Source organism: Vibrio sp. 10N.239.311.G01 (assembly GCF_041465805.1).
Lineage (GTDB): Bacteria > Pseudomonadota > Gammaproteobacteria > Enterobacterales > Vibrionaceae > Vibrio > Vibrio crassostreae_C.
Genome location: NZ_JBFSRM010000030.1, coordinates 47,407 through 64,241, shown reverse-complemented (window position 1 = coordinate 64,241; position 16,835 = coordinate 47,407). Strand labels below are relative to the sequence as shown.

The window sequence follows — 16,835 nt, the reverse complement described above, 5'->3', positions numbered from 1 at the left end:
GGTTCACTCGTTAAGCGGTGAACAACGCTTCATACGACCTCAGGTCGCACGGACAGAAATCATTTAGACTATTTACTTAAATCGGGAGTCACCGGATTAGTTCAGGTATCTAAAACTCCAAGGTCTCACCATCAGCAGGAATAAGGACTTTATCTGACAAACCGTTTTTATCAATTGCTTCTTTAAGAACTGGTCGAGTCACTGCACAGTGATTGAGTGCCTCCATATGGTTCGCAACCACCTTATTAGGGGAAAGGCGAATAAACTCCATGACCTCATCAATAGACATCAATAACGGTTGACCAACGTCCATACGAGCACGACCTGCCGCGACTACTGTGATATCAGGTTTCAACTCAGTCAACGCTCGTTTTACATCATCGGTTAGAACTGTATCACCGCTAATGTAAATAGAAGGCTCATTGGGGAGCTCCAAGAAAAATCCAACACCATTAGCCATTACCTTGTGAATCCATCCATGGCCGTGCAAAGCCGGAACCGCGGTGAGCTTTCCGTCTAGAAAGTCGATAGTTTGCCAGTCTTCAATTCCCCAATTTACCGTTAAGTCATATTTTTCTAGGTAAGCCTTATCTTTGGCTGGTGTCGCAACTGGGATATTACGACTTGTTAAAAACGTCTCACCTGCCGGATCTAGGTGATCTCCATGTTGTAATGCCTTGATACCAAGTGTTTGACTGTGAGTAATTAAGGTATGAGTAACCTTGTTTAGTAGCTCATCGGCATTACTTGGCATCTCAACGGTTGGATTTTTCGCGGCCTTAGCCTTAATGACTGAAAACGGAGGCATAGAGCCTTTTTTCCCCAACATAGGATCAATAAGGATAAATTTTTCGCCAGATTCAATAATAAATGTTGCGCTACGTAGGTGGTGGATCTTCATAATGCCTCTCTAAACTCACTAACAAGCCATGTTCTCTATGAGATTTAGTATGCTTCTTTCTAGTTTCTTGTGATACTGTCTTGAAAGTCAACATTCGCGCAAATCGAGACACTTGTGAACAAATCAACCGAGCTAATTAAAATTACGATGGTAGCCTTTGAAGGCATCAGTGCTTTTCATCTCTCTGTGCCTTGTCTGGTGTTTCAAGATATCTTTTTCGGTCAGCCGGTTCGGTTTGACTTGAGGATCTGTTGCGAAAACAGCTTGCAGTTTGAAACAAGCTCTGGATTTGGTGTGGTGATCGATAGAGATTTGAGCGCTATTAAAGAGGCGGATATTGTGATTGTTCCAAGCTGGCCAAATGACCTGCCAGAGCCAAGTGAGCGACTTATAGAGGCGCTAATAGAGCATCATGGGAAAGGTAAGCTACTAGTAGGACTCTGCCTCGGGTCTTATGTACTTGCATGTGCTGGCGTTCTCGATGGAAAACGTGCCACAAGCCATTGGGCGTTTTCCGAACAATTTCAGCAGCAATTTCCTAAGGTGAATTTTGATCCAAACCCTCTATTTATTGAACATGAGACTATCATTACCTCAGCAGGGGTAGCAGCTTCGCTAGATTGCTGTCTCCACATAGTGCGCCGCCTGTGTGGCAGTGTACTTGCGAATGATCTCGCACGTAAGATGGTGACAGCGCCATTTCGAACTGGTGGACAGCAACAGTACATACCTGCACCGATTAGCGTAAAGCCACTCGCAGAAACAAGCATCAGCCTTGTGATTGAGCATGTCGAACAAAACGTCCATCTGCCTCACTCACTAGATGCAGTCGCTGAGCGCTGTGCGATGAGCAAAAGAACCTTCACACGCCAGTTTAAAGCTACCTATGGCTGTACATTTGGTGAATGGTTGCAAAATAAACGCTTGGTGCTCAGCCAACGCCTACTAGAAACCACTAAGTTATCTGTTCCTCAAGTTGCAGAGAAAGCGGGTTTTGGTTCTGACAGCGTATTCAGAAAGCACTTCAAATCGGCTTTTCATGTATCGCCGATTCAGTGGCGCACTACATTCAAGCAATAGTCTTAATTTCATTGAGGGCGATGGGGCTAGATCGTCGCATCTATTACTTTTTGTATCTGAAACCTTGCAAGTTCAATTCTAGGCGTTTTTGGGGCATCACAAGCCAGCCCTAACATCACTAGTTTGAAGCTACAAAATGATTTGCCGAAATCAATAGAATGAGTTTTGACTATCTCGCTATAAGGCTACTTAGCGATGGTCTATCCAACATATAAGATCAAAAAAGCGAGCACTAAGCTCGCTTTTAACTATCTGTTTTTGAAAAAATTACAGCAGTTCAACCGACTGCTGGGCGATCACGAATTCTTCGTTGGTTGGGATAACCATTGCTACTGCGTCTAACATTTCAGACTTAGCGATGATCCCTTCAGCACCAAAGCGAGCAGATTCGTTACCTGCTACATCTTCAACGAAACCTAGAATCTTAAGGTTGTTTAAGATCTCACGACGAATTGGTAGAGAGTTCTCACCGATACCACCAGTGAAGATGATACCGTCTAAAGAATCTAGCGTTGCTAGGTAAGAAGCAACGTATTTCGCTACGCGGTAAGTAAACACCTCAAACGCAAGCTTAGCGCCTTCGTGGCCCTCTTCCATTGCTTCTAAGATGCCACGAGCATCGCTCGTAAGACCAGACACGCCAAGGAAGCCAGACTCCTTGTTTAGAGAGTTAAATACTTGCTCTTGTGACCAGCCTTTCTTAAGTAGGTATTCGATGATGCCTGGGTCTAGGTCACCACAACGTGTGCCCATCATTAGGCCTGAAAGTGGTGTGAAGCCCATAGAAGTATCAACACTGTTACCATCTTTAATAGCACATACAGATGCGCCGTTACCTAGGTGAACAGAGATGAAGCTCGATTTTTCGATTGGCTTGTTAACCATCTTCGCAGCTTCACGGCTAACGAAGTAGTGGCTAGTGCCGTGGAAACCGTAGCGACGTACGCCGAAGTCTGTGTATAGCTCTTTTGCGATTGCACCAGTGAATGCACGTTGAGGCATTGTTTGGTGGAAAGCAGTATCAAATACAGCGAACTGAGGTAGAGAAGGGAAAGCTTCAATTGCAGCACGGATACCGATAGCACCTGCTGGGTTATGAAGTGGAGCTAGGTCAGATAGGCTTTCAATTTCGTTCGTTACTTCTTCAGTAATGCGAACCGTTTGAGTGAACTTCTCACCGCCGTGAACGATACGGTGACCGATAGCCACGATATCAGCCGTGAAGCCTAGGTCTTCCATCAGGCCAACCAATTTGCCAATGGCAATTTTGTGGTGGTTATCTTCACCTTGAATGGCAATTTCAGTTTTCTCGCCTTGGAATTTCCAGCTCATACGAGCATCTTCAAGACCAAAACACTCCCCTAGGCCACTTAATACTGCTTCACCAGAAACAGAATCGATTACAGCAAATTTTAGGGATGAACTACCCGAGTTAATAACCAGAACAAACGAATTAGACATTGGATATGGATCCTGTTTCAGTACGAATTGGATGAAGTGTTTACTTCAATTTTAGTTAAGTCCATTATTCAATAATTTTTGAATCTTTCAACTTTTGTTTTGAAAAAATCACTAAATGAACACAATTAAGTTGATCTTGGTCATTAAATTATTTATTTCGAGAGCGGAATTAAAAAATAGTTGAATAAGAAAATTAATGAACAGGTGACGCAAACGAGTGCTCACGTTATTTTTAACTTGATTCAGTTAATTAAAGCGACTCGAACAAATGCAGGTGATCCGCTTGAAAAACAACCACCCTTCCCTTTCGTCTGCTTATCATTACCGATAACTTTTTGCTCGATTTCTCAATTGCTCAGTGTTTGCATCAAAAAGCTCACTGAAGTTGAGAATAGTGATCTGATCTTATTTTGATTGCCTTCGAGCACAACTCTACGAATAGATGCACTGTAACGACGCTTAGATAGCCTTCACTCTTTGTTTCAGCATCTTGTAGCACGTTCTTTTGGTATAGGCTTAGAACGCGATACAGCTAAGTTTTGGCACTAACATTCGTTCTAGGCGCGATGCTTAGTTTCATGGACGAAGCATAGTTACAGGAACGAAGCTTGATTAAAGTAAGTTAGCTACGAATATCGAGCCAACCAAAGCTTAAGTTCAAATAACAGGCACAAAAAAGCCGAGCATTACGCTCGGCTTTTAAATTCAGTGTCTAGACCTAAAGCGTCTAAGCGACAGGTTGATTAACCTTCGTTGCGCTCTGGACGACGACCACGGTTACCACCGCCATTGCCGTTACCATGGCCACGTTCGCCACGGAAGTTACCACGGTGATCGCCACCACGGTTACGGTCGAAACGACGTTCGCCATCACGTCCGCCAGCAGAGTTACCATCGCGAGCACCATCACGGTTGCCACGGTATCCACCACGACCGCCTTCACGGTTACCACCTTCGCGGTTGCCGCCTTCACGGTTACCACGGTAGCCGCCACCATCACGACCGCCACGGTTGCCACCACGGTTGCCATCACGACCGCCGCCGCCACGACGAGGCTCACGGAAGTCATTGAAATCAACAACTACAGCGCCAGCTTCTTTTTGACGAATGCGAAGTTTGCTTAGCTTACCAGCAGTTTCAGAGTTCATTGCTTTTGGCAGTTGAACGTAAGTAGAACCTTGGTCTAGCTTGATAGCACCGATAGAACCTTTAGTTAGGCCAAGTTCGTTTGCTAGTGCGCCAACGATGTCTTTAACCTGAACGCCTTGCTCACGGCCAACTTGTAGTTGGTAAGTATCCCAATCTTGAGTATTGAAGTTGCGACCACCACCGTCACGGCCGTTGTCACGATCTTCACGACGCTCTTTGCGACGGTTCTTATCACGCTCAATAGCAGCGATCATTGGGTCTTCGCCAACGTAGAATAGTGGGCTCTTACCTTGCTGACGCTTAAGAAGCATTGCAGCTAGAGTAGCAGCATCAACTTCTAGAGACTCTTGAAGAGTAGAGATAAGACCTGCAAAGTTTTCTAGTGCTTTGCTTTCTTTCTCAGTTTCAAGTTCAGCGCCAAGCTTAGCAACACGTGCAGCAGCAACTTGGTCACGTAGAGGAAGTTGAATTTCTTCCATTTGAGACTTAGTTACGCGCTCGATTGTGCGAAGCATGCGAATTTGGTTAGTGCGAACTAGTAGGATCGCTTTACCTTTACGTCCAGCACGGCCAGTACGACCAATACGGTGGATGTAAGATTCAACATCGAATGGGATGTCGTAGTTGAATACGTGAGTGATACGTGGAACATCAAGACCACGAGCTACAACGTCAGTTGCAACTAGGATGTCGATAACACCTTGTTTGATGTGATCAACAGTACGCTCACGTAGAGACTGAGGAATATCACCGTGCAGTGCAGCAGCTTTGAAGCCACGTGCAGATAGCCAATCAGCTAGACGCTCAGTGTCTTGACGAGTACGTACGAATACGATTGACGCGTCAGTTTCTTCGGTTTCTAGAAGACGAGACATTGCTTCGTCTTTTTCTACGCCTTTAACAACCCAGAAGTTCTGCGCTACTTTATCAACTGTGTGGTTAGTACCAGCAACGTCAACTTTAGCCGGGTTACGTAGGTAACGGTCAACAATAGTCTTAACCATTGGAGGCATAGTTGCAGAGAAAAGTACACGTTGTGCAGATTCTGGAGCTTGCTCTAGGATCCAAGTAACGTCATCTACGAAGCCCATTTTCAGCATTTCATCTGCTTCATCCAGAACAAATGTGTGTGCTTCATCTAGGTGTAGACGGTCACGAGTTAGTAAGTCTTTAACACGACCTGGAGTACCAACAACAATGTGAGCACCGCGGCTTAGAGCACGCATTTGGTCAACAATTGAAGCACCACCGTAGATTTCAATAACTTTAAGACCTTTGATATCACGGCCAAGGTTTTTGATTTCCGCAGCAACTTGAATCGCTAGCTCACGAGTAGGAGCCATGATGATTGCTTGTGGTTTGTGTTGGTTCAGGTTGATTTTGTTAAGTAAAGGCAGAGAGAATGCTGCTGTTTTACCAGTACCAGTCTGTGCTTTACCTAGTGCGTCACGGCCTTCAAGAAGAAGAGGAATAGCTGCTGCTTGGATTGGAGTCGGAGAAACGAAACCCATGCTATCAAGAGCTGAAAGAATGTTATCGTTTAGGGCTAATTCATTAAATTGAATTACAGATTCGGACATTGGGATCCCACTATATATAAGTAAACAAAAGGTCCCGGGAGCTCTATCAATTCCAATACTGATCCAATCAGATACTGATTCCATTCAGAGTTACGAAGCAGTAATAAAACACTTCAAGCCATTAGGGACGTCTAAGGGAGGCGGATTATTCCCTAAATGCATAAAAAAATCCAGAAAAAATTGAAATACATCACATATTTTTCGCTTTTACATCAATACTGGTTATCATATCGTCAAAACTTGATGAATATCTCGTCACAGCACCCATCTCCTAGCAAATTGACCTAGTTAAATAAGAGGGCAATTAATTAACGCTCACTTCGCCTTTAAGTAGTAATCAAGCCTCGCAATGATTATAGTGTGCTCAATTGTCCTCGATAGATAAAAGTCAAAATGTTTCAAGATAATCCTCTACTCGCTCAGCTCAAGCAGCAAATCCAAGAAACCCTCCCTAAAAAGGAAGGTACCATCAAAGCCACTGAAAAAGGTTTTGGTTTTCTCGAAGTTGATAGCAAAACAAGCTTCTTTATCCCGCCTCCGTACATGAAGAAATGTGTGCACGGTGACAAGGTGATTGCCATCATTCGCACAGAGAAAGAGCGCGAAGTAGCAGAGCCTGAGGAATTGGTTGAACAAGGTCTTACTCGCTTTATTGCACGAGTTAAGCTTTTCAAAGGCCGATTGAACGTTGTTCCTGATCACCCGCAGCTCAAAAAACTGCAACTTAAAGCGAAAGCAATGAAGGGTCTAAACCCTGAAACGCTTAAAGAAGGTGACTGGGTTGTTGCTCATATCGTTCAACACCCATTAAAAGGTGACAACGGATTCTTGGCTCAGATCTCTGAGAAAATCACAGACGCTGACGACAAGATTGCACCTTGGTGGGTAACGCTGGCACAAAACGATCTACCAAACAGTGAGCCTGAAGGCATCGACAACTGGCTAATCAACGATGACGCCGATCTTGAACGTGTAGACATGACGCACGTCCCTTTTGTGACTATCGATGGCGAAAGCACAAAAGATATGGATGACGCGCTTTACGCGAAGAAGAAAGAGAACGGTGATTTTGAACTGACTATCGCAATTGCTGATCCAACGGCTTACATCTCTCCAGATGATGCGATGGATAAAGTGGCACGCGAGCGCGGTTTCACTATCTACCTTCCTGGTCGCAACATCCCAATGTTGCCTCGTGATCTTGCTGACAACCTATGTTCACTGATCGAGAACGAAGTTCGTCCTGCACTTTGCTGCACAGTAACGGTATCTAAAGGTGGCGTTATCGGTGATGACATTAACTTCTTCGCTGCAAACATCAAATCTCATGCTCGTCTTGCTTACGACAACGTATCAGACTGGCTAGAAACAGGTGCATCAGAGAAATGGCAACCATCAGAAGAGATTGCTGCAATTGTTTCTGATCTTCACCAATTTGCTCAAGCACGTTCAGCATGGCGCTCAGCAAACGCTGTTGTGTTCCCAGATCGCCCTGACTACCGCTTTGAACTGAGCGAAGATAACGATGTTGTCGCTATCCACGCTGACATGCGTCGTAGCGCAAACAAGCTGGTTGAAGAATCAATGATCAGCGCGAACATCTGTGCGGGCCGAGTACTAAAAGAGAGCTTCAACCAAGGTGTGTTTAACTGCCATTCTGGTTTCAAGGCTGAGAAAATCTCCGACGTTCTTGAACTGGTAAACCCGCAAGCGGAAACGCCGTTCACTGAAGAGCAAATCATTTCTCTAGAAGGTTTTGCTACTCTACGTCGTTGGTTAGGTTCTTTAGATAACAGCTACTACGACAACCGTATTCGTAAATTCCAAGCGTATAGCGAGATCAGCAATGAGCCTGCACCGCACTACGCGATGGGATTAGATATTTACGCAACTTGGACTTCTCCAATTCGTAAATATGGCGACATGATTAACCACCGTATGCTTAAAGCACACATCTTAGGTAAAGCGCCAATTCAAACACCAGATGAAACTATCGGTGATGAACTTGCCCTGCACCGCCGTCACCACGGCATGGCTGAGCGTAATGTTGGCGATTGGTTGTATGCTCGCACTCTAGCCAATGCTCCAGCAGAAGAAACTCGTTTCCAAGCTGAGATTTTCGATATTAACCGTGCAGGTATGCGTGTACGTTTACTTGAAAATGGTGCTGCTGCATTTATCCCTGGATCTCTCATTCTTAATAATAAAGAAAGAATAGAGTGCAACGGTGATATGGGTACTGTATCTATCGATAAAGAAATGGTATACAAACTGGGAGACGTTTTAGAAGTAGTTCTCTCTGAAGTTAATCAGGAAAACCGTAACTTAGTAGCAAAACCTACCCAAGTATTTGCGGACTTGCCTAGCGAGCCTGAAACGACAAACGAAACCGAAGCTTAAAGGCGTTAACAGCTACAGCTTTCAAGGTTACGGCTTTCAAGGTCAAAGCTATCAAGGTCAAAAGCTTCAAAGGTTCACTTCTAAAGGCGCTAATTATTAGCGCCTTTTTTGTAAATGTCTCATGCTTAAACAATACTTAAAAAAAACAATCAATAAGCAATCAATTTACAACGTCAAAGAAGCTCACTATGTCATCAATCACAGTTACTCAGTTCAGAAACTTCATTCCCAGGAGACGAGAACGTTATCCTGCCTCTAAAAACGGTATCTTTATAGTGTCGAAAGGCAGCATTTCTTTTGTATTGCCCAATGGTACTCAAGCCTCGTTGCAAGCGGGAGATTTCACCCTTTACAATTCTGGTCAGATTAAAGACATCACGGTTAACACTGAAAATGGCGAATTCAGCGCAACCTGCTTAGATTTTGATTTGGCTATCTTTCAAAAGTTCATTAATCAGTTCAGCGATTTAGAGTCCGCTCGAATCCCAGACAAGTACATTAAGTTCAATCAAACGGATACTGAGCTCTGTCAGTTGAAAGATCTCATCATGTCACTGGCCAACTCTTCTTCTCAGAATGACTACGCACTCACTCAATTAGGCTTAAGTTTGCTGTCTTTGATGGTGGAACAGTACCCAGCTCTATTGGCTATTATTGCTCGAGCTTCAAGGTTAACCGTGACCCAAAGAGTCATTCATTACATCGAGCAAAACATTGAAAACAATATCTCTTTGGATACGCTCGCCAGTTACATGGGAATGTCACCGGCTACGCTTAAACGTCGCTTATCGGCTGAAGATCTGTCGTTCTCAAACTTATTAAAGATAAAACGTATTGCTCATGCAGCCACTCAGCTAAGAACATCGGATAAGTCGATCACTCAAATCGCGTATGAGTCAGGCTTTAAAAGTGCCGCTCACTTCAGCACGGCCTTTAAAACGTATCACGGAAAAACACCAAAAGACTTCCGATCGCTAGTGGCACAAGCACAACTGCAGAGCGTAAAGCCGCAAGTTTAAAGAAACAAAGCGATAGATTGATGTGGACGTCTTAGTTGGGAACTGGTGTAAACCAAGTGGCTTCAATATTAAGCCACTTGGGTGTGGGATGAGATGATTTGGCTTTGGGATTCAGTGGTTGAGTTTTGATACTCATTGATTCAGCTTTGCGAGCAGGCCACCAGCAAACGTGAAAACAGAGTGACTATGACCAGAAGTACGATTTAGGGTCTTTTTCTATTTCCGCCAAAATAGCATCAAGATCCTTCGATTTAGGAAGGTACGGATACGGCCCCCAATTCACAGAGTCGGTTTCGACATCCCCTTCAAGCGGCACCATCACTAACCAACAAGACAGCGACTCATCAAAAGTCACGCAGACGATCTCGTTCGTATAATCACTGTGAGATGAGTCGAGTAGATAATGCGCCTGAGAAAACAGCACACCACCCTCACACTCTTCATATAGGGATTTGCCTAGCTCGACAGGTAAACTTCGATTTCGAGATGTACAGAGCCTCTCGGCCCCAATTAAAAGACGATTCAGCTCGATATGAATGACGGACATAACACCCCTTGTAACTTCATAGAAACTTCATAGAAACTTCTAAGTAGTGAATTCCTCTACTTAGCTTAGGACTCAACAAACATTTTAGCGAACAAGCGTAATCAAAATACCGGCCCTGCTCCCAGAAACGAATCTTGCTTTCGGAAACCCAGAAAGCTACGACTCATCAAGCGAACAGCTATACATCGAGAGTATGGAATTTCACAAAAGTGTCATATAACCGACCTATCATATGCGACAAATGTTATTAACTAGGAGTTGTTTATGTTACGAGTCGCGCTTGCCTCTCTTTTATCCTTAGCCCTGTCTTCTCATGCTGCTTTAGCACAAGAAACCACTATTTCGGGCTCCACTTCAGTATCACGAGTGATGGATGTATTAGCTGAGGAGTACAACAAGACTCACCCTGATAACTATATTGCGGTTCAGGGCATTGGTTCTACAGCAGGTATTACCATGGTTAATAAAGGTGTCTCTGACATCGGTATGAGCTCGCGTTATTTAACCGACCGCGAACAAGACGAGAAGTTGAAGGTATTTCCAATTGCCTTTGACGGCCTAGCTGTAGTAACTAACCGCTCAAACGCTGTAAGCAACGTTACACGTGAGCAGCTGTTCGATATCTACAAAGGCAAAATCACGAACTGGAAAGCTGTGGGTGGCGCAGATCAGCCTATCGCAGTTGTCACTCGCGAAGCGTCTTCTGGCTCACGCTATAGCTTCGAAAGCTTGCTTGGTTTAACGAAGATCATTAATGACCGTCTAGTGTCTGACATCAACCCAAATAACTTGGTTGTAAACAGCAACAGCATGGTTAAAACGATTGTTAACCATAACCCACACGCGATTGGTTTTATCTCTGTTGGTTCAATCGACCGTTCGATTAAAGCAATTACATTTGAAGGCGTAGAGCCAACATCTAAGAACATTGCTAACCACAGCTATGAATTGGCTCGCCCATTCTTGTTGCTGCACAAGACAGACTCAGTTTCTGACGAGAGCAAAGACTTCATCAAGTTCGTGAAGTCAAAGCAAGGGCAAGACCTTATCGAAGAGTACGGCTACACTCGCATTAAATAAGTGAGTGAGTTTTATCTTATGAAAAAAAAGAGAGAGCATTAAGCTCTCTCTTTTTTTTGGAATCTATATGGTTCGTTTAGAAGTGAAGTTGAATCACTGAAACGATCACAGCGCCAGGACGACGAATACCTTCGATTTCGACGCGAATTTCGCGTTCAATCTCTAGGCCTTTCTTAATTGGCGTTACTTTTGTTAGCGTACTTTTAGCACGAACATTACTGCCCGATTTAACAGGGTATGGGAAACGTACTTGGTTAAGACCAATGTTTACGACCATCTTCGCTGTTGGGAATTGAGACTTGTCAGGGTCAACACTGTCAGTCAATCGAGGAAGCAGAGATAAAGTTAAAAAACCATGTGCGATGGTTGTTTTGAACGGAGAGTCTGTTTCCGCTTTTTCAGGCTCAGTGTGAATCCACTGCATATCTTCAGTAACAAGGCCGAACTGGTTAATACGGTCTTGACTTACATTGATCCAGTCGCCAGTATGGATGACTTCACCGATCTGTTGATTAAGCTCATCAAACACAAGTTGTGCTTCTGGCTTAAGTACGATCGGCTGTTCCACCGGCATCTCTGGTGCATCTTCATTGACAGCAGGTTTGTGGTGATCACGAACCCACGCAAAGAAATGGCTATTTTGCGTACGATTAAGAAAGTCGCCCCAGTAATCTCTAAGAGCTGGAGACATCCATTGCATAAACTCTGAGTGTTGCGAAGACATGCTATCGCCTCGGTGTTTAAATAAATCAATGACTTTCATAAGAACCTCAATGCACAAAAAATTTCAATATAACTTCGTAATTTTGAAACACTTCACACTATTGTGCAAATGTTTTCGAGCATACAACCGTTAGCTGAACCTTGTTAAAATCATATTAAACATATACTTACCAATAAAACATCATTTTATTACAAAACCCAAATTAGAGTGTTAGCTCTATCACATGACAAACATTTGTTTATATAAAAGGCGTTCTTATTCATAAGTGGAATAAAAAAAGGCTTAGCGCAATGCTAAACCTTAGTTTTTACAAGGAATTAGTTTTCCGAGGGTTGGTCTTGTAAGAGACGAATCTTACAAGACACTCAATCCCCTATTCGTCATCAAGCGGAACCAGCTTGGTATTACCACCGTGTGCTTTCTCACGCTTACGTTGCACGAATGCGTAGAAGCCAGGGATTAGGAACGTACCCGCCAGTAACACACATAACAGGCCGCCGATCAGTGAAATACCCAAAGAGTTCTGACTCACGTGACCTGCGCCCGCAGCAAAGATAAGCGGGAAGATACCTAAGATGAACGACCAAGACGTCATGTTCACAGCACGGAAACGTAAAGTACCGCCCTTCACCGCCGCATCTTCAATCGGTGCGTCTTTCTCTTCACGCTCTACCTTTGCGAATTCCACAATCAAGATTGCGTTCTTCGCGGCCAAGGCTATCAAGAGAACCAAACCTATTTGTGCATAAAGGTTCAGCGGAGTGCCCGTTAGATTCAATGCCAAGAAGGAGCCTAAGGTTGCGACAGGTACCACGAGGATAATCGCAATCGGAATTGTCCAACTCTCGTATTGAGCCACCATAAACAGGTAGATGAAGATCAGAGCCAGTGCGAAAGCAAAGATCGCTTGGTTACCTGCTAGTACTTCTTGGTAAGCCATGCCTGTCCATTCGTACTGATACCCCTGAGGCAATACTTCTGCAGCTACGCGTTCCATTGCCGCAATCGCATCACCACTTGAGTAACCTTCTGCAGGTTGACCTTGAATCACGGCACTGCGGTACATGTTGTAACGCCATGCTACATCTGGTTCGAAGATCTGGTCGTAAGTCACCAATGTGCTTAACGGGATCATCTCGCCATTAGACGAACGAACGTGGAATCGTTGTAGGTCATCCATGCTGCTACGGTGTTCACTGTCAGCTTGCATGGTTACGCGGAAGTTTTTACCAAACATGGTGAAATCATTCACGTACAGAGAACCTAAGTTACCTTGTAGTGTTTGGAAGATTTCCGACAACGGAATACCAAGTTGCTGCGCTTTCTCACGGTCAATGTCGACATAGTAGTGCGGTACATTGGCACGGAAGGTACTGAATGTATGTGAAATCTCGGGCTGTTTAGCGGCCTCTGCAATCACGTCATTCATAACCATCGCTAGATCAGTTCGGCTACGACCTAATGTATCTTCAAGAACGAATTCAAAACCAGACGCTGCACCCATACCCGGTACTGCTGGAGGCCCCATCGCAAACACGACAGCTTGAGGAAGTTCAGTCGCAGCACGACCATTAATACGCTGTGAGATAGCCTGAGCAGAGTGTTGACCATCCAGTGCATTACGCATGTCCCAATCGTGAAGCTTGATGAACATTGACGCACCATTCGACGCAGAAGCGCCCGTCATAAATGCGTAGCCGTTAACCAGTGTTACGCCATCAACACCCGGCTCTTGTTCAACCATTTCAAGCAGCTGCTTAGTCACTTCTTCGGTTCGAGACAAGGATGCCGCGTCAGGAAGCTGAACGTTAACCAGCAAAATGCCTTTATCTTCTTGAGGTACAAACGCCGTAGACGTTGTCTTCGCAAAATAAGTCACAGCCGCCAAAGCCACAAAGAAGAAAGTGAACAGCAGAACGCCTTTCTTAACTAAGAAGCCAGCCACTTGACCGTATTTGTTAGTAACAGACTCTAGACCACGGTTAAATGCTTGGTACCAACGCGCCGTGTTACCACCACCCTGCTTAAGAACCAGTGAACACAATGCAGGTGATAGCGTTAATGCGTTAATTGAAGAGATAACAACCGCGATACAGATAGTCAGAGCGAACTGACGGTACATGATGCCAGTAATACCAGGAAGCATTGCAACAGGGATGAATACCGCAAGTAGAACCAAGGTCGACGTAATGATCGGCCCCGTTACTTCTTTCATCGCAATAAGCGTGGCTTTACGCGGTGAAATGGTTGGGTCTTTAGCCATTGTGGTATCAACGTTCTCGATAACCAAGATCGCATCATCTACTACGATACCAATCGCTAGTATCAAACCAAACAGGGTTACCGTGTTGATAGTGAAACCCGTCATCTGCATGATGGCAAACGTACCAATCAAAGATACCGGAATCGCAACTACAGGAATCAAGGTTGCACGCGCACTACCCAAGAACAGGTACGTTACCGCAATAACCAGCAAGATGGCTTCGATTAAGGTCTTTACTACCCCTTTGATCGACTCAGCAACAAACAGTGTAGTGTCGTAACTTGCTTCATACGCCACGCCTTCTGGGAAGTTCTTGCTTAAGTTTTCCAGCATCGCCATCACAGCTTTGCCACTTTCCAGCGCGTTAGCGTCTGATTGAAGTGACAGCGTTACGATCGACGCATCTTGACCACGGTATTTACCATTACCGTCGTAGAACTTTTTACCAAGCTCAACACGTGCAATGTCTTTTAAGTAAACCGTTGAACCGTCTTGAGTTGCACGAAGAACAACATTTTCAAACTCATCAGCTGTTTCTAATCGGCCTTTTGTTACCAAGTTGAACTGCACTTCTTGTGCGTTGTTATAAGGTGCAGCACCAATACGGCCTGCAGCAACTTGAACGTTCTGCTCTGCCAACGCGCGATTCACGTCTGAAGTGGTGATATTGAGGTTAGCCATTTTCTCAGGATCTAACCAAACACGCATCGCGTATTCACCACCACCCAACACGTTAACTTCACTGATGCCCTTCACACGAGCCAGTTGGTCTTTAATGTTTAGGTTAACGTAGTTGATCAAGAATTGATCGTCGTACTCACCGTTTGGCGAATAGAAGTTCAATACCATCAAAAGGTCTGGTGAACGCTTTTTAACGGTGACACCCACCATTCGAACTTCTTGCGGAAGCTTCGATTCGATTTGAGCAACTCGGTTCTGAACGTTGACCTGAGCCATATCTGGGTCAGTACCAACATCAAAGGTCACATTAAGGTTGTATGAACCATCGTTAGCGCTTTTAGAAGACATGTAGATCATATCTTCAACGCCGTTAACCGACGTTTCTATGGGGTCGGCTATCGCCTGTTCCACCACTTCAGCACTTGCGCCCGTGTAGAATGCCGACACACTGACCGACGGTGGACTAATTTTTGGATATTCAGCCACTGGCAAGATAGCGAGAGAAATCGCACCCGCCAGCGTTAAGATTATGGATATAACAAGGGCGAACTTAGGCCTTTGAATAAAGAAACGACTTAACATAAATAGTCCCCTTACTCAGCTTGTTCAGCAGAAGCTTGAATACGAACAGACATACCATTACGTACACGCTGTAGGCCTTGAGTGATGACTGCGTCGTTTTTCTCTAATCCAGAATGAACAATCACACCACCTTCAACCTGACGACCCATTTCGATGTTTCTGCGCTCAGCAACGGGTTCGGCTTCTCCTTCAACTAATACCATCACGAAGTCGCCTTCGAGGTCGGTTTGCACTGCACGACGAGGAATAGTCACAACATCAATAGGTTGTTTTTCACGTAGATCAACGCGAACGTGTTGGCCTGGAAGTAGTTGCTGATTCGGGTTATCAGCAATCGCACGCATCGCGATCGTACCAGTATTAAGGTTGATACGGTTGCCCAAGAAGTCAAGCTGACCTAGATGTTCGAACGCTTCACCGTTCTCAAGCATGATCTGAACTTCAACACCTGCAGAGTCGCTGCTGCCATCGCCTTCGATGCGGTCCATACCCAGCTCAATACGCTCACGCTCACTGATGCTGAACGATGCATGGATTGGGTCTAGGCTAACCAAAGTTGTCAGAACACCTGAAGACGGTGAAACTAGGTCACCTTTACTTACTTTAGTGTCACTGATTCTTCCAGAGAAAGGCGCGATAATTTTGGTGTGAGAAAGTTGGACATTCGCGGCGTTTAACTGAGCTTGGCTTGCTTCTAACTGTGCTTGAGAACCTAATAGGTTTGCCGTTAATGCATCAAATTCAGATTGAGAAATACTGCCCTTAGGAAGTAGGTTCTTACCACGATTGAAATCAAGTTCGGCTTTTTTAAGGTTGGCATTCGCTTGAGCAACAGCCGCTTTCGCGCTTGCTACTTCTGCTTCAAATGATGAAGGCTCAATTGAGTAAAGCAATTGCCCCTTCTCGACCATTTGGCCTTCTTTGAAATGGCGGCTTTGCAGGTAGCCAGAAACTTGTGCAGTAATTGCCGTGTCTTCAACGGCTTCAATACGACCGATGTACGACTTACTTTGTTGGTGAGAAACGACGCTAACATCCTGTACAGCTACGAGAGGTAAAGGCGCTTGCTTGGCATTCTGAGCATCTTGCCCACATCCAGCAAGAATAAGAGAGCTTGCAAGAGCAGTAAGGATCAACTTTTTACGCATGGTTATACCGTCACTTATTAGTATTTGAACAGCATAAAATTTACGTAACACCTCTGTTACCATTGTCCGAGGAATATCAATTATAACTGGCCAAAGTGTATCAATATGTTAATTGAAACCAAGTGCTTATAAAGTGATTACAAACACGCTACAATTCCTAAGTAAATCAATCTCTCAGCTTTTGTTCTCTATGGATATTGTCTAACATAATGTATTGTCA

General features: G+C 44.6%; 11 protein-coding genes. 4 read left to right on the top strand and 7 right to left on the bottom strand.

Features of this window, described 5'->3' with window-relative positions:
• Positions 1-109: 109 nt before the first annotated feature.
• Positions 110-901 (bottom strand): MBL fold metallo-hydrolase, encoded by a 792-nt coding sequence (locus tag AB6D06_RS19555; RefSeq protein ID WP_372111487.1) that lies wholly within the window; start codon positions 899-901, stop codon positions 110-112.
• 114 nt (positions 902-1,015) lie between these two features.
• Here AB6D06_RS19555 and AB6D06_RS19550 point away from each other — a divergent pair, with 114 nt between their 5' ends.
• Positions 1,016-1,981, top strand: coding sequence for a GlxA family transcriptional regulator (locus tag AB6D06_RS19550; protein WP_076653054.1), 966 nt, complete (start codon positions 1,016-1,018; stop codon positions 1,979-1,981).
• Positions 1,982-2,248: 267 nt separating this feature from the next.
• Here the strand turns inward: AB6D06_RS19550 and AB6D06_RS19545 are convergent, their stop codons facing one another.
• Positions 2,249-3,442, bottom strand: coding sequence for an acetate/propionate family kinase (locus tag AB6D06_RS19545; protein WP_017064366.1), 1,194 nt, complete (start codon positions 3,440-3,442; stop codon positions 2,249-2,251).
• 743 nt (positions 3,443-4,185) lie between these two features.
• On the bottom strand, positions 4,186-6,255 hold the full coding sequence (locus AB6D06_RS19540; protein ID WP_080582207.1) for a DEAD/DEAH box helicase: 2,070 nt from the start codon (positions 6,253-6,255) through the stop codon (positions 4,186-4,188).
• 309 nt (positions 6,256-6,564) lie between these two features.
• On the opposite strand from AB6D06_RS19540, the gene rnb reads away from it, so the two are divergent.
• Positions 6,565-8,571 (top strand): exoribonuclease II, encoded by a 2,007-nt coding sequence (gene rnb, locus AB6D06_RS19535; protein ID WP_371722077.1) that lies wholly within the window; start codon positions 6,565-6,567, stop codon positions 8,569-8,571.
• A gap of 188 nt (positions 8,572-8,759) precedes the next feature.
• Positions 8,760-9,590 carry an AraC family transcriptional regulator gene (locus AB6D06_RS19530; RefSeq protein WP_017064362.1) on the top strand — a complete coding sequence of 277 codons (831 nt, stop codon included), beginning with the start codon at positions 8,760-8,762 and terminating at the stop codon, positions 9,588-9,590.
• Between the two features lie 184 nt (positions 9,591-9,774).
• Here the strand turns inward: AB6D06_RS19530 and AB6D06_RS19525 are convergent, their stop codons facing one another.
• A complete protein-coding gene (locus tag AB6D06_RS19525; protein WP_017059495.1) occupies positions 9,775-10,137 on the bottom strand; it encodes a DUF3024 domain-containing protein in 363 nt (120 codons plus the stop codon).
• A 264-nt stretch (positions 10,138-10,401) separates the two neighbouring features.
• Here AB6D06_RS19525 and AB6D06_RS19520 point away from each other — a divergent pair, with 264 nt between their 5' ends.
• Complete coding sequence (locus tag AB6D06_RS19520) at positions 10,402-11,217, top strand: phosphate ABC transporter substrate-binding protein (RefSeq protein ID WP_017064361.1); 816 nt, start codon at positions 10,402-10,404, stop codon at positions 11,215-11,217.
• 76 nt (positions 11,218-11,293) lie between these two features.
• Here AB6D06_RS19520 and AB6D06_RS19515 read toward each other — a convergent pair whose 3' ends face one another.
• The 3 genes from AB6D06_RS19515 to AB6D06_RS19505 all read right to left on the bottom strand — a co-directional run bounded on the left by AB6D06_RS19515 (position 11,294) and on the right by AB6D06_RS19505 (position 16,615).
• Entirely contained in the window at positions 11,294-11,980 is a 687-nt protein-coding gene (locus AB6D06_RS19515; protein ID WP_017059493.1) for a MaoC family dehydratase, read from the bottom strand.
• 334 nt (positions 11,981-12,314) lie between these two features.
• Complete coding sequence (locus tag AB6D06_RS19510; RefSeq protein WP_017068408.1) at positions 12,315-15,467, bottom strand: efflux RND transporter permease subunit; 3,153 nt, start codon at positions 15,465-15,467, stop codon at positions 12,315-12,317.
• A gap of 11 nt (positions 15,468-15,478) precedes the next feature.
• A complete protein-coding gene (locus AB6D06_RS19505) occupies positions 15,479-16,615 on the bottom strand; it encodes an efflux RND transporter periplasmic adaptor subunit (RefSeq protein WP_065584750.1) in 1,137 nt (378 codons plus the stop codon).
• Positions 16,616-16,835: the final 220 nt, after the last annotated feature.